A 21975-nucleotide genomic window follows, 5' to 3' on the forward strand; every position below is an offset into this window, starting at 1 on the left:
GGCCCGGCTCGCTGCCTTATGCCCTGAGCGGGAGATTTTCCTTCGCTCTGGCGGGCAGGTCCGGTTCCTGCGTATCTCGCGCCGACTTCAACTCACCGCGTTGAGCGGCCTGACGGCAGCCCTGGTCGGCTGGGGCGGCGTCACGCTGGCGATGATCGCGAATAGCGCATCGGTAACGCAGGAGCGCGCCGCGCTGGCTGCCAAGGGGCAGTCGATCGCGACGGCCGCGAGCAAGGTAGAGGGCTATCGCCAGTCCGTCGATGATCTGGCCCAGGATCTTGAAGCCCGGCAGGACTTCATGGACACGCTCTACAAGACGCATTTCGGGGGCGATGACGACAAGAGCGCGGACATGGTCGCGCCGACCGCAGCCAAAAAGTCGGACAAGGCCGGGGCGCTGACCGCCAAGATCAGCATGGCACCCGAAGCCGCCCCCCTCGTCCGGCTGGAAGAGCGCCAGCGCCGTTTCGCCCTGCTGTTGACCGCCGCTGTCGAAAGACGCGCGGACAAGGCCGCCGCCGCCATCCGCAGCTTCGGCCTTGATCCTGACCAGCTCGCCCGCAGCGCGGCCCATGCCCAGGGCGGCCCCTTTGTGCCCTGGAACGGTGGCAAGGGGGCCATGACCGGCGAATTGGAACATCTGGCCGATGCGCTGGCGCGGATGGAATTTCTGGAACGCAGCCTGATATCGATTCCGTCGGGCAAGCCCACCATGGCGCCGATGGAAACCAGTTCCTATGGCTACCGCCGTGATCCGTTCAACGGTCACGCCGCCTTCCATGCTGGTATGGATTTCCCCGGTCGTCGCGGTCAGCCGATCGTCGCGGCCGCGCGCGGCAAGATCAGCTATGTCGGCCAGCGCCAGGGCTATGGCAATGTCGTGGAAGTCGATCATGGCAATGGGCTGATGACCCGTTACGCGCATCTGTCACGCTTTGCCGCCAAGGTAGGCCAGGCGGTGGCGCGCGGCGACACGATCGGCGGCATGGGGTCGACCGGCCGGTCGACCGGCACCCATCTCCATTTCGAGGTCCGGCTCAACGACCGGCCCATCAACCCCCGCCGTTTTCTGGAGGCTGCCCAGGATGTTCTCCAAGTCCAGCAAATCGCCAAGGCCCGTTTCGCCGATGTCGGCAACCGGGGCTAAAAACACCCCTTTCTCGATGATCGGCGGCGACGTCACGATCAGCGGCAATATCAGCGCGTCGGTCGACCTGCATGTCGATGGCGTGGTGGAAGGCGACATTAGCTGCGCCGCATTGGTCCAGGGGGCCGACAGCCGCATCATTGGCCATGTCACAGCCCAGAGCGCGCGGCTCGCGGGCCTCGTCGATGGGTCGATCACGGCGGAGGAACTGGTGGTCGAGCGCAGCGCGCGGATCACCGGCGATGTGCGCTATGAGCGGATCACCATTGAGGCGGGAAGCCGGATTGACGGCCATTTTGCCCATAAGGACAATGGGCCTGCTGCGGAACTCAAGCTGATCGCGAACGAGGGCGCTTAACTTCATTTGTCACTGGATACGGGTTCGGCACCATTTTATCCGTTGCATCGTCACCGAGAAGGAGACGACCGACATGGAACGCCCCGATTTCTGGCCCGACATATGCCGTTTTCTGATCGCTTTCGTCGCCAGCGGTGCGGCGATCGGTCTCTATACGCTGCTGACGGTCCAGCCGATCCCCTGAGCCCTTCTCAATTCACCGGCGCGCGGCGGCGATAGCTGAGCGCTTCGGCGACATGCACCCGCCCGACCCGCTCGGCGCCTGCCAGATCGGCGATCGTCCGCGCGACGCGCAGCACGCGGGTATAGCCCCGCGCCGACAGCTTCATCGCGGCGGCCGCCTGCGCCAGCAATTGCCGCCCCGCCTCGTCCGGACCGGCAAAAGCCTCCAGCGCATCGCCGTCCACTTCCGCATTGGTCCGCAGTTTTGTCCCGGCATAGCGCTTGGTCTGCACATCGCGCGCCGCCGCTACGCGCGCGGCGACCTCGGCTGATCCTTCGGCGGGCGGCGGCAGCACCAGATCGGCGGCGCTCACCGCCTGCACCTCGACATGCAGGTCGATCCGGTCGAGCAAAGGTCCCGACACCTTCGCCTGATAGTCGGCGGCGCAGCGTGGCGCGCGCGAGCAAGCCAAGGCGGGATCGCCCAGATGGCCGCATCGGCAGGGGTTCATCGCCGCGATCAACTGCACCCGCGCCGGGAAGGTGACATGTGCGTTCGCCCGCGCGACCGTCACCTCGCCCGTTTCCAGCGGCTGGCGCAGCGAGTCGAGTACCGCTCGCTGAAATTCCGGTAGCTCGTCGAGGAACAGCACGCCCAGATGCGCCATGCTGACCTCGCCCGGCCGCGCCTTCAAACCGCCGCCGACCAACGCGGCCATCGATGCGCTATGATGGGGATGGCGGAAGGGCCGCGCCCGGCTGATCCGTCCGCCGTCCAGCGTGCCCGCGACGCTTGCCACCATGGAAGTTTCCAGCGCCTCTGATGGCGTAAGCTCAGGCAATATCCCTGGCAAGCACCCGGCCATCAGCGATTTGCCTGCACCCGGTGGTCCGACCATCAGCAGATTATGCCCGCCCGCCGCCGCGATCTCGATCGCGCGCTTGGCGACTTCCTGCCCCTTGACCTGTTTGAGGTCCAGCGTCCGCACGGGGGCCTCGACCGCGCCCGGTTGGGGCGGCGACAGCGCCGACGTGCCCTTGAAATGGTTGAGCAGGCTCAAAAGGTCGGGTGCGGCGACGACTTCGACTTGCCCCGCCCAGGCAGCCTCCGCCCCCTGCGCGACCGGGCAGACCAGCCCCATATCCTGCCCGCCTGCATGCAGCGCCGCCAGCAACACGCCGGGCGATGGCGCGGTGCGTCCGTCCAACCCCAGTTCGCCCACCACGACATAGCCCGACAGCGTTTCGGCATCGATCACCCCCATAGCCCCCAGCAAAGCGAGGGCGATCGGCAGGTCGAAATGCGACCCTTCCTTGGGCAGGTCGGCGGGCGAGAGATTGACGGTAATCCGCTTGGGCGGCAGCGACAGGCCGATGGCGGCAATCGCATTGCGCACCCGCTCGCGGCTTTCGGCCACCGCCTTGTCGGGCAATCCCACGACGATGAAATTGGGAAGGCCGGGGACGAGCTGGCACTGCACCTCGACGGCCCGCGCTTCCAGCCCCAGATAGGCGACCGTCGATACCGTTGCGACCAAGTGACCCCCGCTTCCTATCCCGTGCCCGCCAGCCTTCCGGCGGCTATTCTGTTACGGGATCGCCCGCTCGGTCGCGCGCCGGTTCATCGGGTCGCCCCTTGAACCCCTGCGCCACGACATACCATTCCACGCTGCCCTTGCGGCTGGCGGGGGGCTTGGCATGTTTGATCGTCGTGAAATTCTTCTTGAGCAGGACCAGCAACTCGCCATCAGTGCCCCCGGCAAACACCTTGGCGACGAACGTCCCGCCCTTGCGCAGATTTTCGACCGCGAACCAGGCGGCCGCCTCGACCAGTCCCATCGTGCGCAAATGGTCGGTCTGGGCATGGCCCACCGTATTGGCCGCCATGTCGGAAATGATGAGGTCGGGCGCATCGCCCAGCGCTTCGCGCAGAATGTCGGGCGCCTTGTCGTCCATGAAGTCCATTTCGAACAGGGTCACCCCCTCGATCGCATCGACCGGCAGCAGGTCGATGCCGACGACGGTGGCCTTGGGCGCCAGCTTGCGCACGACCTGCGACCAGCCGCCCGGTGCCACGCCGAGATCGACGACTGCGCGCGATCCCTTCACGAAATGGAATTTCTCGTCTAGTTCGATCAGCTTGAACGCGGCACGGCTGCGCCAGCCTTCCGCCTTCGCCTTGCGGACATAGGGGTCGTTCAAATGGCGTTCGAGCCAGCGAACCGACTGCGCGGTCCTGCCCTTGGCGCTTTTGACGCGCACCTTGCCTACGCCAGCGCCCCTCACATCACTCTCCCATCGCGGTCCATCAGCCCGCGCAATATGCCTTCGCGAATGCCGCGATCCGCCACGCCCAGCCGTTCGGCGGGCCAGATGTCGAGGATCGCCTCCAATATGGCGCAGCCCGCCACCACCAGATCGGCGCGCTCGGTGCCGATGCAGGGAAGCTGCTGCCGCTCCGCCAGTGTCATGGTGGAAAGCCGCTCCGAAATCGCGCGCATCGATTCGCACGGCACGATCAGCCCGTCGATCACCTGCCGGTCATAACGCGGCAGGTTCAGATGCACGCTGGCCAGCGTCGTCACCGTCCCCGACGTGCCAAGCAGGCGGATATCCTCCGCCCCCTGCGGCAGGCGACGGGCCAGCGGGGCAAAGGCTTCGCTTACCCGTGCGCGCATCCGGTCATAGGCGGCCAGTCGCGCGTCGCGATCGCCATGGTCGAACGCCTCGCTCTCGGTCAGCGACACCACGCCCCAGGGCGCGCTCACCCAATCGACTATCCGCGGCGCGCCAGCCGATCCGTTCGAATCGACCAGCACCAATTCGGTCGATCCCCCGCCAATGTCGAAGATCAGGGCCGGGCCATTGCCAGGTTCCAGTAGTGCGTGGCAGCCCAGTACCGCCAGTCGCGCCTCCTCCTGCGCGCTGATGATATCGAGCGCGATGCCCGTCTCGCGGTAGACGCGCTGGATAAAGTCCGTACCGTTGGACGCCCGGCGACAGGCTTCGGTCGCAACCGAACGCGCCAGCGTCACATGACGGCGGCGTAGCTTGTCGGCGCAGACCGACAGCGCGGCAATGGCGCGATCAATCGCGGCGTCGCTGATCCGCCCGGTCGAAGCCAGCCCTTCGCCCAGCCGCACGATCCGCGAAAAGGCGTCCACCACAATGAACCCATCCGCCGACGGCTTGGCGATCAGCAAACGGCAATTATTGGTGCCAAGGTCGATGGCGGCATAGGATCGCCGCTCACGCGCGCCATGCGGCGCAATGCCCCGCGATGGTGACGGGGGAGGAATGGCCGCAGCCTTGCTCCCATTGCCCGGACCGGATCGGACACGCTTGCCCGAAAAACCGCCGGTCGGACCGGAACTCTGCGGCGATGGGCGGCTCTGCTGCACCATGCCGAAACTCTCTTCTGTTTTTCGCCAGCCTCGTGGGGAGACCGGAACTTGCCACCATGCTTAAGCGGATCAGCGCAGATGCGCAAGGGACGGCCGCCTGTGGCGAAACGCTGTACCGGATTAAAGTTAACAGCCATTGTCATTAAGTAGCACGTCCGGTTTTCCCAATAGCGCACCCTCAAAAATGACGCATTTTCGCTATTCTACTAACAAAAATCGACGACATTGCGTGACGATGTGACCTTTTTGAAACATGAGGCAATTTTCGCGCATGGCTGGATTGTGTTCGTCTTGTTGCTGACATAGCTTCCGCTCAGGTCTTTGGGGAGTTACCATCATGCACATTCGCAAGAATGGCGTGCGCATGCTTGCGCGCGCCGGTCGTACAGGCCTTCTGGCATCGGCCGCCGTCGCCGCCTTGAGCTTTGCACCGCTGGCCCATGCCGTCGTGCCCAACGACAGCAAAAGCCCGTCCGACATTATCGACGGCAGCGATGTCAACGGCGTCGGCATCATGTATCGGGCCGATGGCTTCGCCTGCACTGGCACGCTTATCAATCCGCGCACCGTCATTTTTGCCGCTCACTGCGTCAACGACCTCGACACGCCCGATTACAGCACCGTCAATGGCGGCGTTCCAGTGGCGTTCGCCTTTCAGAACAACGCCCGCCCTGGCCTGATCGACTGGCTGAGCAACGGCTTTCAGACCAACACGGCTTTAAGCGTCTATAACGTCAACAATATCGCCTATCATCCCGACTCGCTCGATCCGCCAGCGCTCAGTTTCCTTTATGGCGACGTGGCCCTCGCGACACTCGATACGCCGGCGGCTGACGTGCCCACCTGGACCACGCTATTTTCCGCCCTGTCCGCGCCTTCGGCCATTAGCGAAACATCGGGCACCGGCTATCATGTGACCATCACCGGCTATGGTCGGACCGGCAGCGGGACCACGGGCAATAATCTCGGTATCGATTTCCGCCGCAAAACGGCGGAAAACTTCCTTGGCATGCTCGGCTCGCTTGATGATATCGACGCATTCCTGTTCGGCGATGCAGGCGGCTATACCCAAAATCTCTACCACACCGATTTTGACGACCCGGAGCGTGAAAACCCGTTCGACTTCAACCTGTTCAAGGACGATGCGCTGCCCAACGAAGGCAGCACGGCTGGCGGCGACTCGGGCGGCCCGCTGATCCTCGATCAAACCTTCAATGAAAAGACGATCATCGGCGTGCTGTCGGGCGGAAGCCGTTATTTCTTTGCGCAGCCGCAAAGCTCCTATGGTGGCTCATCCTTCTATCAGCCGCTCTATCTGTTCTGGGACTGGATCGCGCAGAACAACCCCTATCGCTATGCCACTGCCAAGGCAGGCGACGGTCTGTGGAGCGACCCGACCCATTGGGTGACCGCGCTCGACCCCAATTATCGGGTTATCGACAGCAATGGCGCGCTAGTGAACGGCATTCCCACGACGCCGGGCGCGGGGGCATTTGGCCAGGATAGCGCTCAGAAATTCGGCCAGATTTGCTATCAACCCAATGATGGACCGGACGACATTTGTTATGATGTCGGCACCAATACGCTGATCGTCGATGGCGAACCCACCGTTGCCGAAACCGCTGACGCAGCCGCCGGTGCCACCGTGGTCAGCAACAATAAGGGCAAGGTGGAGATTGCCGAGCGCAGCGCCAGCGCAGAAACTGCCGCCCTGTTGACCGGCGCGATTCATGAAGCACAAGAGAGTGAAGTCAGCGCCGCGGTCCTGCCAACGCCGACCCTGGCTAACGGCCTGCCCGGCGCGACCGCCTTCGTGCCCAACAATATCGACCCGCTCGCCTCGCAAGGGGTGATCGGCCGCTATTATGACGTGACGCTCAGCGCCAATGGCAAGACGACGCTGGATATCGACGCCACCGTCGATCGGTTCACCATTGCGGGCACTGGCGCTACGCTCAATGTCACGGCGGCCGGATCGCTGACCAGTCTTATGGACATTGCTCACCTCGCCGGCGTCGTGAATGTCGATGGCATGGTCGAAACGCCGGGCGACTATTTCCTGATGTCCGGGCTTTTGTCCGGCAAGGGAACAGTGCGCGCGCCCTATTTCACCAATGTACTGGGCACGATCGCCCCCGGTGGCGTCGGCACGATCGGCACGCTCAAAATTGAGGGCAATGCGTTGCTCTCATCAGGCAGCACGCTCCAGATTGATCTGGGTGCCAATGGCGTGTCGGACGTGCTTGCGGTCCGGGCGACGCAGTTCGTCGAATCCGATGACAATGGCGGGAGCGAAAGCGCACCGACGGGCGATGGCCAGGGCAATGGCGAAGGTAATCAGACTCAGGCCTCCGCAGTCGCAGCCATCACCGCCGCTCAGGCCGATGGCGATGTCTCGCTGCTTGCGGCGGGTGATCCCATCAACGGCATCGCCGCGCTCGGCGGGCGCGTGGTTTTTGGTGCCGCGACCGGCACCAGGCTCCGCTATGGCAACAGCTACACCTTCCTGACCGCCGAAGGCGGCATCGATGGCAGCTTTGCGACGCCGACCAACTTGTCGGCGGTGTTGAAGCCGGTGCTATTCTATGGTCCCAACAGCGTCAGCGTGCGGATCGACGCGGGCCTCTATGCCGACGTCGTCAATCGCGCTGCGCCGAACCAGACCAGCGTCGCTCAGTTGCTCGACCAAAACCGACCGCTCTACGCCAACTATGCCAATCTCTATGGCGAAGCGGACCTGCTGAGCGTTGCCGGAGTCCAGGCAACCTTCGAGGCGATGGCACCGCGCACCGAAACGCTCAAGACCTCCATGGCCGAAGTGCTGAACGACAATATGGCGCGCTTCTATCGCGACCGGCTGACGAAGCTTGATGGCGGGGCGATGGGCGGCACGCTGACCATGACCGGCCAGCCGTTGCAACTGGCCGCCGCTAGCCTCAACAATATCGACCTTGGCATGGCGCAGGGTGGCGGCGGCGACACCACCGTCCGCGAAGGCGTGCTGCCTGAAGATGTCAGCGCTTTCCTGGCGGGCGGCTATATCGACGGCGACAGCGCGCCGATGCGGACCGCCACCCCGCTTGGCCGCGACCAGTTCGATGGCTGGTATATGGCCGTCGGCATCGAAAAGGCGTTTGGCGACAATGGCGTTGTCGGCCTCTCAGCCTCCTTCAGCGAATTGAAAGGTAATACAGGGGCCAATGACTGGGGCCGCGCCCGTCTCTATCAGGGCACCGTCTATGGCGCGTTCGATCTGGGTGGCCTCAAACTGGATGCGGTCGGCAGTGCAGGTACGATGGCGACACGCTCGCGTCGCTCCTTCGCGGTCGGCATCACCCCCTACACCCTCTATGGCAGCGACCAGGAACTGGCCCTGTCGGGTGAACTGGGCGTCAGCAAGGCGTTGGGCAGCGATGCGTTCAGCATCGTGCCCCGCGCGTCGATACGCGGTGCCTATATCAGTTCGGGCAATCTCGCCGAATATGGCGGTGATGCCGCTTTGGTCATCGAGCGCCATGCCATCCGCAGTGCGCAAGGGCGTGTTGGGGCCACGGTCAAGGCGGACACAGGGGGCATCAAGCCCTACCTCACGGCCAATTATGTCCATGAGTTCAACGACCAACCCGCCTTCTTCCTCGCCAATCTGGTTGGCGGCACCGGCAGCCTGGTGCCCTTCGCGCTGGGGGGATCGGATAAGAATTGGGGCGAAGTCGGCGGTGGCCTGACTATCCGGGCTGGCTCTGTGGACCTCAACCTGACCGCCGACACGACCGTATGGCGCAAGGATATCAGTTATCAAAGCTATCGTGCGGGCGTGAAGATCCGCTTCTGATCCACGCCATGCGCCAACGAAAAGGGCAGCCCCATCATCGGGCGGCCCTTTTTGTGTCCGCAATCGCGCGTTTCAGAGCGGCAACAGCGCCGCGACGATCGACCGTTCCTCGGCCCGCAGCACGCCCCAGGCGCGCGCCGCGGCCCGGCTGTCCATCGCCTCCACGCCGACTCCCTTGGCCTCCAGGTCGCGAACAAAGGCGCGCGGTGGCTGGCGTAGCCTGGCCCCTGTACCAAGCAGCAGGAATTCGGGACGCGGATTGCCGTCCAGCAGGTCGCCCAACGCCGCCAGCGTCAGCGCCTCTATCGTCGGCGCATCATCCCAGGCCATCGCCCGCGTGGGGCTGAGCAACAGACCGTTCGGAAACAGATCGTCGCGCACGCGGAAACCGCGCCCGGCAAAACCGGTGACGATCGGCCCCTGCCCGCTATCGTCGCGGCGCAGTTCTATCCCTATGCGCTTGTCGCCGCTCAGGGCTTCGCCCCGTCATCGCGCGGCCCGACACGCTCCGCCTGCGCGGCAAGATTGGCCTTGGCCGCCTTCTTCTCCGACGACATCGGCGAGAGACCCAACGAGATCAGCAGCGAAGAGGAGACATAGACCGACGAATAAGTGCCAACGATGATGCCCAGCATCATCGCCGCCGTGAAGCCGCGCAGCACATGGCCACCGAACAACAGCAATGCGCCCAGTGCCAGCATGATCGTCACCGACGTCATCACCGTGCGCGGCAGCGTCTCATTGACCGACAGGTCGATCAGCGATTTCATGTCCATCTTGCGATATTTGCGCATATTTTCGCGGATGCGATCGTCGATCACCATCTTGTCGTTGATCGAATAGCCCACGATCGTCAGCACGGCCGCGACGATATTGAGGTCGAACTCCAATTGCGTCACCGCAAAGAAGCCCAGCGTCATCAGCACGTCGTGGACGATCGCGACGAAGGTCGACACGCCGAATTGCCATTCATAGCGGAACCAGGAGAAGATCGCGATGCCGATGATGGCGAGCAGCACCGCCAATATGCCGTTGCGGATCAACTCGCCCGACACCTTGCCCGACACCGTGTCGTAGCGCGAGAAGGTGACGCCGGGAAATTGCGCCGACATGGCGTTGCGGGTCTTTTCAACCACCGCATTGGCCGCGCCCGCCCCGCCCTGTTCGGGCAGGGGCAAACGAATCTGCACCGTCTTGGGATCGCCGAACTGCTGGAGCGAGCTTTCGCCCACGCCCAGCCTGCCGATGGTCGCACGCACCTTGTCGGTTTCGACATTTTGCGGGAATTTCGCCTCGATCATCAGGCCGCCGACAAAGTCGACGCCCAGATTGAGGCCCCGATAGGCCGTCGCGCTGACCGCCAGCACCGTCAAAAGGGCCGTGAGCGCAAACGCCCACTTCCGCATCGCGACGAAGCCGATATTCGTATTATCGGGGACGAGCTTTAGAAGTTTCATGGGTGTGTCCTCCCGCCCCTCTTAAATATGGATGTCCGTCGGCCGGGTGCGGCGCACCCAGTTGGCGACGACCATGCGGGTGAAGGTGACGGCGGTGAACACGCTGGTCGCAATGCCGATCAGCAGCACGATGGCGAAGCCCTTGACCGGCCCCGACCCCAGCGCCAGCATGATCCCGCCCGCAATGGCATGGGTCACGTTCGCCTCGAAAATGGTGCGGCTGGCTTCCTTATAGCCATGTTCGATCGCCTGGACGACATTGCGCCCGCGCCGCCGCTCTTCGCGAATCCGTTCATAGATCAGCACGTTGGCATCCACCGCCGTACCGATCGTCAGCACGAAGCCAGCGATGCCCGGCAGCGTCAGCGTCGCCCCCAATATGCCCATCACGCCCAGGATGACCGCCACATTGATGGCGACGGCCAGATTGGCATACATGCCGAACCGACCATAGCTCAGGAACATGAAGATCGCGACCGCGACCACCGCGATGATCGACGCGATCAGGCCCGCGCGAATCGAATCCGCACCCAGCCCCGGTCCGACCGTGCGTTCCTCGACCACCGCCAGCGCCACCGGCAGCTTGCCCGATCGCAGCGCGATCGCCAGTTGGTTGGCGCTTTCGACCGTGAAATTGCCGCTGATCTGGGCGCTGCCGCCCAGGATCGGCTCGTTGATATTGGGTGCCGACAGCACCTTGCCGTCCAGAATGATCGCAAAGGGGCGATTGACATTCTGCGACGTCACCTGCCCGAATTTGCGACCGCCCGCACTGTTGAAGCGGATGTTGACGATCGCCTGGTTATTCTGGTCATAGCCCTGCGTCGCGTCGGTCAGATCCTCGCCCGACACCATCACCTGGCGCTTGACCGCGATCAGCGGCACGCCCGACGGATTGTCGAGATAGGGCAGCACTTCACTGCCCACCGGCGCGCGGCCCTGCGCCACTTCGGAGGGGTTGGCGGTGGTATCGACCAGCTTGAATTCCAGCTTAGCGGTCTGCCCCAGCAAATCCTTGAGCGCCTGCGGGTCCTGAAGGCCGGGCACCTGCACCACGATGCGGTTGCTGCCCTGCTGCTGGATCGTCGGCTCGCGCGTGCCCATTTCGTCGATGCGCTTGCGGATCACTTCGGTCGCGACTTCCATCGCGCTCTTGACCGCATTGTCGATGCCCGCATTGGTCGGCGTGATCGTGATGGTGGAACTATTGACCACAGCCACGTCGAAATCGCGCTGGCCGGTCAGCCCCGCGCCCTGCGTCAGCGGGCGGATGCGCTCGACGGCGGCATCCACTTGCGCCGGATCGCGCACCATGAAGCTCAGCTTCCCGTCACGGCTGGAGATATCGCCGATCGCGATGCGCGGGTCAGCCCGGCGCAGTTCGGTGCGAACCTGCTCCTCCATATTGACGAGCCGCTGCTTGGCGACATCCTGGGTCGACGCTTCGAGCAGCAAATGACTGCCGCCCGACAGGTCGAGTCCGAGATTGACCCGCGTCTGCATGAAACCGGGCAGCCGGGCTACAGCCGAATCGGGCAGGAAGCTCGGCACCGCGCACAGCACGCCGATCAACAGGGGCAGGATGATCGCGATCACCGCCGCACGCGAGAAATTGAGCATCGTTGGGGTCAGTCGTTCGCGGGCTTGGCAGTGGTCGGGTCGATCACGTCGGTCAGGGTCGACTTGACCGCCTTGACCTTCATGTTCGGCGCCAGTTCGACATCGGCATAGATGTCATCAACGCGCACAACCTTGCCGATCAGGCCGCCGCCGGTGACGACCTGGTCACCCTTCTTCACCGCGTCGATCTTGGCCTTATGCTCTTTCATCTTCTTTTGCTGCGGACGGATCAGCAGGAAATAGAAGACCACGAAGATCAGCACCAGCGGTGCCATCTGCACCAGGATTCCGGCGCCGGAGGCTTCCCCGCCAGCGGTCTGGGCAAAGGCTGTCGATATGAACATGAGTGGGACTTTCGCCTATATGTCAGTTGGCCGCGCAACGCATGGGAGCGCCCGCCTATCAAGGCCGGGCGGCTACCACAGATGCAAGGGCGGAGGCAATATGATTAGGGAATCGTCAGCGGCCGCCAAAAGCCCGCATCGAATCCCTTGCAACTTGCCCAAACCCCTTCTAAAGGCGCTCCTCCGGTCGGGACGTAGCGCAGCCTGGTAGCGCATCACACTGGGGGTGTGGGGGTCGGAGGTTCGAATCCTCTCGTCCCGACCAAGATTTTCGGAAATAGTGACCGTCCGGCGGACGGACGCCCGAAAATCTCCCAAGCGCAAGCACGGGAGGCGATTTCAGCATTGATAGTAATTAGCACGGGCAGCGAGTACTGGCCGTTTCCATAGGCGCGTCATCGACAAACAGACCATAAGCTGCCGCGCGGGACCGTCCCAGTCATAGCAGCACCCGCGCCGCCAGATGTTAGGGCGAGGAAAAGCGAGGAACTTAACATCGGAATTGAGTGATCGCGTCCATCGCTTCGTCAAAACTACGATCCGACCCGGCCAGCATCACGTCGACGTGGCCACCAGTAATCATGCGATTGAACCTCGTCATCATGGCGCCCGCGCCACGTCCCGGAAAAAGGGACGGGTTCCGCAAGTGCAAGATGATTGATTTATCTTTCCACGTCGTGACGTCCGCGATTTCGCTCCATGGGATGGTTTGATCCGACCACGATCTTACCTTTATTCCGGTCGGACCAATCCTCAAATCTTCTCCGGAAGTAAAAAGGCGGGTAACAACGGCGACAGCACAGAACCCAAAAAAGGCCGTGCAAACCCATCCCATCACAAACACCATAATAGCTGAATAGCGGCGAGAGGACGGTATTGGTCCAAAAAAGCCAATCATCCACAAGCCGATCACGACGAATCCGGCAGACAGATGAGCCAATAGCGCAATGCGCCACTTCGATGGATAAGCTATAAAATCCCCCATGACCGAGGTTTGTATCGTGTCTAGCCCATTGTCTGCAATGAGTTGTTGAGGTCAGCGGGCATTATGCCGTTACCCATGGCCTGTCCTCCTCCCAACGGCGCAGGGCAGCGACAACGACGATTATGTCAGCGTCGTCCAGATCACTGCTTTCGATAGCCGGAAGAATCTGGCTCTCAACCCAAGCATTGAACGAACTATACCAAAGGGTGAGCAGCGACAGTCCCGACTTGTCCGCCCGCCCCATCCCCCCTTGCCCCCACCACCTCCCCCCGCTAAGTTCCCTTTTCGTTCTGCAAAGGGAAAATTATGGACAGCCTTTCCGCCCTCCTGATTCTGGTCGCGCTGCTTGCCGGTCTTGCGGTGGGCTGGCTGTTGCGCGGGCGGATGTTGGCGCCGCTGGCGGCGGAGAAGGCGGACTTGGCCGCGCGGCTGGAAGTCGCCAGCACCCAGCGCAACGGCGCGATCGCGGAGTTAGCGGTGGAGCAGGAGCGCGTGGCGCAGGCGCAGGCGCAGATCGCCCGGCTCGACGCCGCGCAGGTCGCCTCAGCACAGCGGATCGACGCGATCCAGGCCAGCGCGCAGCAGCGTTTCGAGGCGGCGCAGGCGGAGCGCGAGGCGGCGCTGCGCGACCTCGCGGCGCTCCAGTCCGACACCCAGGCCCGCGCCGAAGCCTTCGAAGCGCAGATCGCCGCGCTCAAGGACGCCAAGGAACAGCTTTCGGCCCAGTTCAGCGAGATTGGTGGCAAGTTGCTGGGCGAGGCGCAAAAGACGTTCCTCGACCGCGCCGATCAGCGTTTTGCGCAGGCGAACGAGAAGAGCGAGGCGCAATTGAAAACGCTGCTCTCGCCGGTTGAAACCACGCTCAAACGTTATGAGGAGGGATTGCAGCGGGTCGAAAAGGACCGTGTGGGCAGCTATGCCGAACTGCGCGAAGCCGTGCAGCAGGTACATGTCGGCCAGGGTCAGGTGCGCGAAGAGACCGCCAAGCTGGTCAATGCGCTGCGCGCCGCGCCCAAGACGCGCGGCCGCTGGGGCGAACAGCAGTTCAAGAATCTGATCGAGGCCGCCGGCCTATCGGCCCATGTCGATTTCAGCGAGGAAGTGTCGGTTACGGTCGAAGATGGCCGGTTGCGCCCCGACTTCATCATCAACCTGCCCGGCGACCAGCAGATGGTGGTCGACGTCAAATGCTCGCTCGTCGCCTATCTAAACGCCGTCGACCAAGTCGATTCGGCGCTGCGCGACGCGCATATGGCCGACCATGCCCGCGCGATGCGCACCCATGCCGACGCGCTGGGGCGCAAGGCCTATTGGGAGCAGTTCGACAAAGCGCCCGACTTCGTCATCATGTATGTGCCGGGAGACAATTTCGTCACTGCCGCGCTTGAAGCGGACATGGACCTATGGGAGCGCGCCGCGCGCAATCGCGTCATCATCTGCGGTCCTTCCACCTTCCTGCCGCTCGCCCGGACGCTCGCCAGCCAGTGGCGACGTGAAAAATTGCAGGATCAGGCACGCGAAGTCGCCGAACTGGGCAAGCAGCTCTATGAACGCCTCGCCGCCGCCGCCGGATCGCTCAAGAAATTGGGCAATCGGCTTCACGGTGCGGTCGGGGATTACAACGCCTTCGTCGGCAGTTTCGAGGGCCGGGTGCTAGTGACCGGGCGCAAGCTGCGCGACCTCAATATAGATACCGGCGGCAAGGAACTGGACGAGCTTGGCCCGGTCGAGGCGCTGGTCCGCGACCCCGCTTCGCCCGAAGCGCTGCGCGCCCTGTCCGACGCTGCGGAATAACGCTACGGAACTAACCACCCTCCGCCAGCGTCTCTTCCTTATGAAGCCTTGAAAATCAAAGCCGTAGAGGTTGGGAGACAAGGGTCGGAGACTATCCATGTGGAAGCGATTGATTTTTAGGCGTGCGCCCCCGTCGCGCGCGATGCCTGTCGAACCGGACATGCCGCGCCGGTCTAGGCAGGTTGAGGCCGACCATCCCTTTGCCGACCTCATCGCCAAGCTGGATCGCATCCCCTATCCCATGCCGCATAAGGCGGCCCTCAGCCGCTAAGGCGCGCTGCCCGTCTCTTGCCCCCCTGCTTCTCCGCTGGCATGGCAAGAGCCATGACAAAGATCGGCCTGTTGGGCGGCTCCTTCAATCCCGCCCATGGCGGCCATCGCGCCATATCGCTGTTCGCGGCCAAGGCGCTTGGCCTGGACGAAGTCTGGTGGCTCGTCTCCCCAGGCAATCCGCTCAAGCCGCGTGCGGGTATGGCCCCGCTCCCAGCCCGCCTCGCTCACGCCCGGCAGATTGCCCGCCGCGCACCGATTCGCGCGACCGCGATCGAGGCCCAGCTTGGCACCCGCTACACCATCGACTCGCTCCGCGCCCTGACCCGCCATTACCCCAAAAACCACTTCATCTGGCTGATGGGAGGCGATAATCTCGCGCAATTTAGCGATTGGCGCGACTGGCGTGGCATTGCCCGGCAAATGCCCATTGCCGTGATCGCCCGTCCGGGCTATGATAGCAGTGCCCATGGCTCTGCGGCCATGAGTTGGCTGCGGCGCTTCGTCCGGTCCCCGCGCCAGAGTGCAGACTGGACGAATTGGAGACCACCGGCGCTCGTGCTTTTGCGCTTTCGCCCTGATCCAAGATCGGCGACCCTGCTTCGGCAGGCGGACCCCCTCTGGCATCGCGAATATGAAACATCGTGTGTGCGAGATTCGCTCACGCGCCGGTTAGTGATCTAGAATGGAGCCTTTTTGACCAGACCTCATCCCGCCAACGACACGGCCGCATCGGCCGATAGCGTGGCCGCCCTGCACGCCCTCGTCATGCAGTCGCTCGACGACGACCAGGCGCAGGAAACCATCTCCATCCCCCTCGAAGGCAAGAGCAGCATCGCCGATTATATGGTGATCGCCAGCGGCCGTTCGTCGCGCCAGGTCGCGGCGATCGCTCAGCATCTTGCCGAACGGATCAAGAAGGAAACCGGCCGATCGGCGCGGGTCGAAGGGCTTCCTGTCGCCGACTGGGTGCTGATCGACGCGGGCGACGTGATCGTTCACCTGTTCAAGCCCGAAGTGCGCAGCTTCTACAATCTGGAACGCATGTGGGGCTTTGTCGATGCGCCGGTCGCGGGCACGGCCTGAAGCCTTCGCCGAACCCTTCGACAGTCGAGCGATGACGGGCTAGGGGGAGCGCCATGCTCCTCCACATCATCGCGCGCGGCAAGATCGGGCGCTCCCCCGAAGCCGATCTGGTCGATCGCTATGTCAAGCGATTGACCATGCCGCACAAGATCACCGAAATGCCCGACCGGGGCGGCAAGCTGCCGCCTGCCGCGCCCGGCACCGTGACGGTGATGCTTGACGAAAAAGGACGGCAGCTTGGCTCGGTGGAATTCGCCCGACGACTGGAAGGCTGGCGCGACGCGGGCACCCGCGAATGCCGCTTCCTGATCGGCGCGGCGGATGGCTTCGACGATGCCGACCGGGCCAATGCCGACCTTCTGATCGCTTTTGGCGCAATGACCTGGCCGCATATGATGGCCCGCGCGATGCTGGCCGAACAATTGTGGCGCGCCTGCTCCATCCTTGCCAACCACCCCTATCATCGCGAAGGATAGCCGCGTGAAGCGGGGGACGATCATCAGCGGCGCACTGTGCGGCTTTTTGGCGCTGGCCGCCACGCGCCTGACGGCTGCCGATGACGGAGCGATCATCCTGCCCGGCACGGCTGGCACCACGCTGGCGCAGGAACAGGCCGCTCTCAAGGCCGCCCGCCGCCAGTCGGACGAAGCGCGCGACCGCTCCGCCCGGCTGGAGCAACAGGCTAGCGCCGCGCGCGACGAGGCCGAACAGGCCCGGCGCCGCGCCGCCGCCACCGCCGCCCGCATCCAGCAGGCCGAGGCGGACATTCAGGCGGCCCAGGCCCGCATCGCCATCATCACGCGGATGCAGCGCGCGCAAGCCGCACGGCTGGCTGCCCGGCAGGAGCCGGTCGTGCGCCTGACCGCCGCGCTCCAGATGATGGCCCGCCGCCCGATGGCACTAACGCTGGTGCAACCCGGATCAGTCACCGACGCGGTCCATATGCGCGCAGTGCTGGGGCAGATATTGCCGGTAATCCAGCAACGTACAGCCGGGCTGCGCGCCGAACTCGCCCGCAGCCGCGCGCTGCGCGCCACCGCGCAGCAGGCCGCCAGTGCGCTGACACAGGCGCAGGCCGACCGCCGCGAACGACAGGCCGCGCTCGCCGCGCTGGAAACGCAAAAGCGCGTCGCCGCGCGCGACTATCGCGCCAATGCGGGGCTTGAAAGCGAACGCGCGCTGGCGCTTGGCGAACGCGCGCGCGACATCGTCGACCTGATGGACCGGCTGGAGCAAGCGGGCGACCTGCGCGAGCGGCTCGCTGCCCTCCCCGGCCCGCTGCTTCGCCCGGCCCGCCCCGATCAGACGGGCGCACCCGCACCCGAAACCACCCGCGCGGCCAGCGGCCCCCCGCCCTACCGCCTGCCCGTCATCGGCCAGCTCGTCACCGGCATGGGCGAAGTCAATGACGGCGGCGTCCGCTCTCGCGGCCTCAGCCTCGTGACGCAAGCCGGCGCACAGACCGTCGCGCCGACGGCAGGGCGCGTTGCCTTTGCTGGCCCCTATCGCGGCTATGGCCAGATATTGATCATCGACCATGGACAGGGCTGGACCACGCTGATCACCGGCCTGCACCGCGTCACCGCGCAAGTCGGCGACACGGTGCGGCAGGGCGACCCCGTCGGCATCACCGGCCAGGGCCGCCCGACGGTGACGATCGAACTACGCCGCAACGGCCGCCCGGTGGACATCGTGCCGCTGGTGGGGCTGGGGTGAGGCATTGATATGCGCATCATTTGATGCTAATTATGATGCTTGCGGGAGATATCTGGTGCGCACGACGGTAACCATAGACGACGACCTTTTAGCTAAGGCTCAGGAATATTCAGGTTTGCAGGAAAAGTCGGCGCTAATCAGGGAAGCGTTGACGGTCTTGATCCAGCGGGAAGCGGCGCGCCGTCTCGCGCGTCTGGGTGGGTCTCAGCCCGATCTCGAATTGCCTCCCCGACGTCGACCGGACATGCTGTGATCCTCGCGGACACATCTGTCTGGGTTGATCATTTACGAGCGGAAAATGCCGTCCTAGGTGCGTTGCTCGACACAGGGGAGGTGCTGTGTCACCCTTTCGTGATCGGCGAAATTGCGATGGGCAGCCTTCATCGTCGTGAAACGCTGCTGGAGACGTTCAAGCGCCTTCCTTCTGCGGTGGTGGCAAGCCATGATGAAGCCATGCATCTTGTCGAGACAGAGCGCCTCTTTGGATCGGGCATTGGCTATTTGGATGTGCATTTGCTCGCATCGACAAGGCTGACATCGGACGCGAAATTTTGGACGCGGGATCGGCGGCTGTTCGATGCCGCGGTTCGGCTGGGGATAGCGTGGAATCCCCATTAATCCGACGCTCATCGACACTGCGCGACATTGGTCGAAACGCGCTTTTGCGTCGCGACGCGAATCGGCTTATGGTGGGACGACGATGCCGGAACCAAGGATGCCCATGAAATCGACCTTCCTCCATGGCGCCCTTGCGCTTGGGGCGCTTGCGCTCATTCCCGCCGCCACCGCGACCTTCGCGGCGGGGGAGGCGTCGAGCTACAAGGCGCTCGATGAATTTATGGACGTGTTCCAGAAGGTGCGTAGCGACTATGTGGAGAAGGTCGACGATGAAAAGCTGATCAAGGGCGCGATCGACGGGATGTTGGCCAGCCTCGATCCGCACAGCAGCTTCCTGAACGCCCGCGATTTCCAGAATCTGCGCACCCAGACCGAGGGCAGCTATGGCGGCCTGGGCCTGTCGGTCACGCAGGAGGATGGCGCGGTCAAGGTCATCGCGCCGACGCAGGACACGCCCGCATGGCGCGCGGGCATCAAGTCGGGCGACTATATCACCCATATTGACGGGCAGCTCATCTATGGCGGCACACTCGACGAAGCGGTCGACAAGATGCGCGGCGCGCCGGGCACCGCGCTCAAGCTGACCATCGTGCGCGCTGGTCGCGACAAGCCGATCGACCTGACCCTGACGCGCGAGATCATTCAGTTGAAGCCCGTCAAATGGGAAGTGAAGAATAATATCGGCGTCATCAACATCGTCAGCTTCTCGGCCAATACCGGCGCTGACGTGCGCCAGGCGATCCGAAGCATCGACAAGAGCCTGGGTCACAAGCCCACCGGCTATGTGCTTGACCTGCGCTCCAATCCGGGCGGCTTGCTGGACGAGGCGGTGACCGTCAGCGACATCTTCCTGGAACGCGGCGAAATCGTGTCGCAGCGCGGCCGGGCCAAGGGCGATGTCGAACGCTATTATGCCAAGCCGGGTGACGATGCGAAGGGCTTGCCCGTGATCGTGCTTGTCGATGCCGGGTCCGCTTCCGCCTCGGAAATCGTGGCGGGTGCCTTGCAGGACCAGCGGCGCGGTCTGGTGATGGGGGAACGCAGCTTCGGCAAGGGCAGTGTGCAGACGATGCTGCCGCTCAGCAATACCAGCGCGCTCAAACTGACCACCGCGCGCTATTATACCCCGTCGGGCCGCAGCGTGCAGGAAGGCGGCATCCAGCCCGATATCCGCGTGCCGCAATTGTCGGACCCGGATTATAAGAACCGGCCCAAATATCGCGAAAGCGACCTGCGCCGTCACCTGATCAACGAGATCAAGGCGGACGACAAGGGGCTGGAGGAAGACGCCAAGGACGATCCGCGCTTTGCCCTGTCCGCCGAAGAACTGAAAAAGCAGGGCATTGAGGATTTCCAGCTCGACTATGCGCTCAAGACGATTGCGCGCCTTGCCAGCACGCCGGGCGCGACCATCGCCCAGGCGCAGGCGGCGGCGCGCAAGCCAGCCGGAAAATAGCCTATCCCGTCAGGCCGCCGCTTCGCCTGCAAGTTCAGCATGACGAAAGGTGCCGGTGTGTCTAAGCAGGGGGAATGAGCAGACTTCCCCTTGCCCGCGCCCTTGCGCTGCTGCTGCCCGTGGCGCTTCTTGGCGGTGCCTATGCCTCCCAATATCTTGGCGGCTTGCACCCTTGCGAAATGTGCTGGTGGCAGCGTTATCCGCACATGGCCGCGATTCCGCTGGCCTTGCTGGCCTTCGCGACGAAAGCGACGCCCCGGACAAGCGCTGCCTTCACCGCACTCGCCGCCATGGCCATCGCGATCAGTGGCGGCATCGGCCTGTTCCATGCCGGGGTCGAATATGGCTGGTGGCAGGGGCTGACCGCCTGCTCCACCACGCCGACCGGCGGCAGCGCGTCGGACATATTGACCCAGATCATGGCGACGCCGATCACGCGATGCGACGTAGCGCCCTGGAGCCTGCTGGGCATCTCGCTCGCGGGCTATAATGGCCTCTTGTCGGTCGGTGGCGCGGTCGCCATCTTGGCATTGTTGAGCAAGAAGGGACGTCACGCATGAGCGGATCGAACGACTTTCCCCGCCCCGGCCGACGCCTGACCGACAATGCGCGCGATTCCATGCTGCGCGTGGATCAGGCCGGCGAATATGGCGCGACCCGCATCTATGCGGGGCAATTGGCGGTGATGGGCGACCGCCACCCCTATGCGCGGATCATTGCAGGCATGGCGGCACAGGAGGAACGACATCGCGCCGCGTTCGACGCCATGATCGCCCGGCGCGGCGTGCGCCCCACGGCCCTGTCTCCCATCTGGAATGTCGCTGGCTTCGCGCTGGGGGCCGTTACCGCCGCGATCGGCCCAAAGGCCGCCATGGCCTGCACCGCCGCCATCGAAACCGAAATCGACCGTCATTACGCCGAGCAACTGGAACAACTTGGCACCGATGACGCGGAACTCTCCGAGGCCATTGCGGATTTCCAGGCAGAGGAAGTCGAGCATCGTGACGCCGCACTGGCGCATGGGGCCGAACAGGCACCAGCCTATCCCTTGTTATTCGGCGCGATCCGTCTGGGATGCCGGGCCGCCATCGCGCTGTCGAAGCGCATCTGAAAAGGACGGACGAATGACCAAGACCCCGATGATCGCAGCTTTGGCGCTGCTGGCCGCCGCCGTCCCCGCCATGGCGCAACAGCCGGTCGCGCCAACCGCCGTGACCGATCCGAACAATGAGAAGGTCAATATCGTCATCGTCTATGGCGAGGATGCCTGCCCGCCCAGCCAGGGCGACGAAATCGTCGTGTGCGCGCGCAAGGGCGAAGCGGAACGCTATCGCATCCCCGAACCGCTGCGCGGCGACCCCAACAAGCCGAGCAATCAGGCCTGGGGCGAGCGGGTCCGGTCGATGGAATATGTCGGACGCTCCGGCACGGAAAGCTGCTCGCCATCGGGCGGCGGCGGGGCGACCGGATGTTTTGCCCAACTCGCCCGGCTCGCCAAGGCTGAGCGCCAGGCACTCGACAATGCCAGTTGGAAGGATCTGGTCGAGGCCGAGCGCGCCAAGCGCCTGTCGACGATCGATGCGGACAGCGAAGAGATCGAGGCACGGGTAAAGGCCGAGGAAAAGGCCGCACAGCAACAGGGCAATGGTCCGACGCAACCCTGACGGTTTTACGCATCGGTCGGCGTCTCAAAACCGACCAGCCGGGGATTTGGGCACCCCCGGTT

Annotated in this window: 23 protein-coding genes and 1 tRNA gene; 16 read left to right on the forward strand and 8 right to left on the reverse strand. The window is 63.9% G+C overall.

Going from position 1 to position 21975, the window contains the following annotated elements; translation table 11 throughout:
* The first annotated feature begins 34 nt into the window (after window positions 1-34).
* Both J2W40_RS15930 and J2W40_RS15935 read left to right on the forward strand, forming a co-directional pair.
* The gene (locus J2W40_RS15930; RefSeq protein ID WP_409050392.1) at window positions 35-1147 is read left to right on the forward strand and encodes a M23 family metallopeptidase; all 1113 of its coding nucleotides are present in this window, start codon (window positions 35-37) and stop codon (window positions 1145-1147) included.
* Complete coding sequence (locus tag J2W40_RS15935) at window positions 1128-1505, forward strand: bactofilin family protein (protein ID WP_310226612.1); 378 nt, start codon at window positions 1128-1130, stop codon at window positions 1503-1505. The genes J2W40_RS15930 and J2W40_RS15935 overlap by 20 nt, the downstream gene beginning before the upstream one ends.
* A 191-nt stretch (window positions 1506-1696) precedes the next feature.
* Here the strand turns inward: J2W40_RS15935 and J2W40_RS15940 are convergent, their stop codons facing one another.
* From J2W40_RS15940 to J2W40_RS15950, 3 genes are read right to left on the reverse strand one after another with little or no spacing between them, the layout of a single operon-like run.
* Window positions 1697-3205: a YifB family Mg chelatase-like AAA ATPase gene (locus J2W40_RS15940; protein ID WP_310226615.1), complete on the reverse strand. Its 1509-nt coding sequence runs from the start codon at window positions 3203-3205 to the stop codon at window positions 1697-1699.
* A gap of 43 nt (window positions 3206-3248) precedes the next feature.
* On the reverse strand, window positions 3249-3953 hold the full coding sequence (locus J2W40_RS15945) for an RlmE family RNA methyltransferase (RefSeq protein ID WP_310226617.1): 705 nt from the start codon (window positions 3951-3953) through the stop codon (window positions 3249-3251).
* The gene (locus tag J2W40_RS15950) at window positions 3950-5071 is read right to left on the reverse strand and encodes a Ppx/GppA phosphatase family protein (RefSeq protein WP_310226619.1); all 1122 of its coding nucleotides are present in this window, start codon (window positions 5069-5071) and stop codon (window positions 3950-3952) included. The genes J2W40_RS15945 and J2W40_RS15950 overlap by 4 nt, the downstream gene beginning before the upstream one ends.
* A 337-nt stretch (window positions 5072-5408) precedes the next feature.
* On the opposite strand from J2W40_RS15950, the gene J2W40_RS15955 reads away from it, so the two are divergent.
* The gene (locus J2W40_RS15955) at window positions 5409-8903 is read left to right on the forward strand and encodes an autotransporter domain-containing protein (protein WP_310226622.1); all 3495 of its coding nucleotides are present in this window, start codon (window positions 5409-5411) and stop codon (window positions 8901-8903) included.
* A 72-nt stretch (window positions 8904-8975) separates the two neighbouring features.
* Here J2W40_RS15955 and J2W40_RS15960 read toward each other — a convergent pair whose 3' ends face one another.
* Genes J2W40_RS15960 through yajC form a run of 4 tightly spaced genes read right to left on the reverse strand, consistent with a single transcriptional unit; the run spans window position 8976 to window position 12324 of the window.
* Entirely contained in the window at window positions 8976-9317 is a 342-nt protein-coding gene (locus J2W40_RS15960) for an Mth938-like domain-containing protein (protein ID WP_310226694.1), read from the reverse strand.
* A gap of 56 nt (window positions 9318-9373) precedes the next feature.
* Entirely contained in the window at window positions 9374-10360 is a 987-nt protein-coding gene (gene secF / locus J2W40_RS15965; RefSeq protein WP_310226623.1) for a protein translocase subunit SecF, read from the reverse strand.
* A 21-nt stretch (window positions 10361-10381) separates the two neighbouring features.
* On the reverse strand, window positions 10382-11980 hold the full coding sequence (gene secD, locus J2W40_RS15970) for a protein translocase subunit SecD (RefSeq protein ID WP_310226626.1): 1599 nt from the start codon (window positions 11978-11980) through the stop codon (window positions 10382-10384).
* An 8-nt stretch (window positions 11981-11988) separates the two neighbouring features.
* Complete coding sequence (gene yajC, locus J2W40_RS15975; RefSeq protein ID WP_037472426.1) at window positions 11989-12324, reverse strand: preprotein translocase subunit YajC; 336 nt, start codon at window positions 12322-12324, stop codon at window positions 11989-11991.
* 188 nt (window positions 12325-12512) lie between these two features.
* On the opposite strand from yajC, the gene J2W40_RS15980 reads away from it, so the two are divergent.
* Window positions 12513-12589, forward strand: a tRNA-Pro gene (locus J2W40_RS15980).
* A gap of 225 nt (window positions 12590-12814) precedes the next feature.
* Here J2W40_RS15980 and J2W40_RS15985 read toward each other — a convergent pair.
* Window positions 12815-13309: an STM3941 family protein gene (locus J2W40_RS15985; RefSeq protein WP_310226629.1), complete on the reverse strand. Its 495-nt coding sequence runs from the start codon at window positions 13307-13309 to the stop codon at window positions 12815-12817.
* A gap of 306 nt (window positions 13310-13615) precedes the next feature.
* On the opposite strand from J2W40_RS15985, the gene J2W40_RS15990 reads away from it, so the two are divergent.
* The 12 genes from J2W40_RS15990 (at window position 13616) to J2W40_RS16045 (ending at window position 21913) form a co-directional block, all read left to right on the forward strand.
* A complete protein-coding gene (locus J2W40_RS15990; protein ID WP_310226631.1) occupies window positions 13616-15103 on the forward strand; it encodes a DNA recombination protein RmuC in 1488 nt (495 codons plus the stop codon).
* A gap of 142 nt (window positions 15104-15245) precedes the next feature.
* On the forward strand, window positions 15246-15374 hold the full coding sequence (locus J2W40_RS15995; RefSeq protein WP_310226633.1) for a hypothetical protein: 129 nt from the start codon (window positions 15246-15248) through the stop codon (window positions 15372-15374).
* 53 nt (window positions 15375-15427) lie between these two features.
* Window positions 15428-16057, forward strand: a complete 630-nt coding sequence (locus J2W40_RS16000) for a nicotinate-nucleotide adenylyltransferase (protein ID WP_310226636.1) — start codon at window positions 15428-15430, stop codon at window positions 16055-16057.
* Window positions 16058-16069: 12 nt separating this feature from the next.
* Window positions 16070-16459 carry a ribosome silencing factor gene (gene rsfS, locus J2W40_RS16005; RefSeq protein ID WP_037475965.1) on the forward strand — a complete coding sequence of 130 codons (390 nt, stop codon included), beginning with the start codon at window positions 16070-16072 and terminating at the stop codon, window positions 16457-16459.
* A gap of 53 nt (window positions 16460-16512) precedes the next feature.
* Window positions 16513-16935 carry a 23S rRNA (pseudouridine(1915)-N(3))-methyltransferase RlmH gene (locus tag J2W40_RS16010; RefSeq protein WP_310226642.1) on the forward strand — a complete coding sequence of 141 codons (423 nt, stop codon included), beginning with the start codon at window positions 16513-16515 and terminating at the stop codon, window positions 16933-16935.
* A 4-nt stretch (window positions 16936-16939) separates the two neighbouring features.
* Window positions 16940-18175 (forward strand): murein hydrolase activator EnvC family protein, encoded by a 1236-nt coding sequence (locus tag J2W40_RS16015; protein ID WP_310226644.1) that lies wholly within the window; start codon window positions 16940-16942, stop codon window positions 18173-18175.
* A 55-nt stretch (window positions 18176-18230) separates the two neighbouring features.
* Window positions 18231-18428, forward strand: coding sequence for a type II toxin-antitoxin system VapB family antitoxin (locus J2W40_RS16020; RefSeq protein WP_310226645.1), 198 nt, complete (start codon window positions 18231-18233; stop codon window positions 18426-18428).
* On the forward strand, window positions 18425-18793 hold the full coding sequence (locus J2W40_RS16025; RefSeq protein WP_310226647.1) for a type II toxin-antitoxin system VapC family toxin: 369 nt from the start codon (window positions 18425-18427) through the stop codon (window positions 18791-18793). Before J2W40_RS16020 ends, J2W40_RS16025 begins: the two co-directional genes overlap by 4 nt.
* 103 nt (window positions 18794-18896) lie before the next feature.
* The gene (locus tag J2W40_RS16030) at window positions 18897-20249 is read left to right on the forward strand and encodes a S41 family peptidase (protein ID WP_310226649.1); all 1353 of its coding nucleotides are present in this window, start codon (window positions 18897-18899) and stop codon (window positions 20247-20249) included.
* Between the two features lie 74 nt (window positions 20250-20323).
* The gene (locus tag J2W40_RS16035; RefSeq protein ID WP_310226650.1) at window positions 20324-20809 is read left to right on the forward strand and encodes a disulfide bond formation protein B; all 486 of its coding nucleotides are present in this window, start codon (window positions 20324-20326) and stop codon (window positions 20807-20809) included.
* Entirely contained in the window at window positions 20806-21360 is a 555-nt protein-coding gene (locus J2W40_RS16040) for a demethoxyubiquinone hydroxylase family protein (RefSeq protein ID WP_310226652.1), read from the forward strand. The genes J2W40_RS16035 and J2W40_RS16040 overlap by 4 nt, the downstream gene beginning before the upstream one ends.
* A 13-nt stretch (window positions 21361-21373) precedes the next feature.
* Window positions 21374-21913, forward strand: coding sequence for a hypothetical protein (locus tag J2W40_RS16045; protein ID WP_310226655.1), 540 nt, complete (start codon window positions 21374-21376; stop codon window positions 21911-21913).
* Window positions 21914-21975: the final 62 nt, after the last annotated feature.

The organism is Sphingobium xenophagum, from assembly GCF_031457465.1.
Lineage (GTDB): Bacteria > Pseudomonadota > Alphaproteobacteria > Sphingomonadales > Sphingomonadaceae > Sphingobium > Sphingobium xenophagum_A.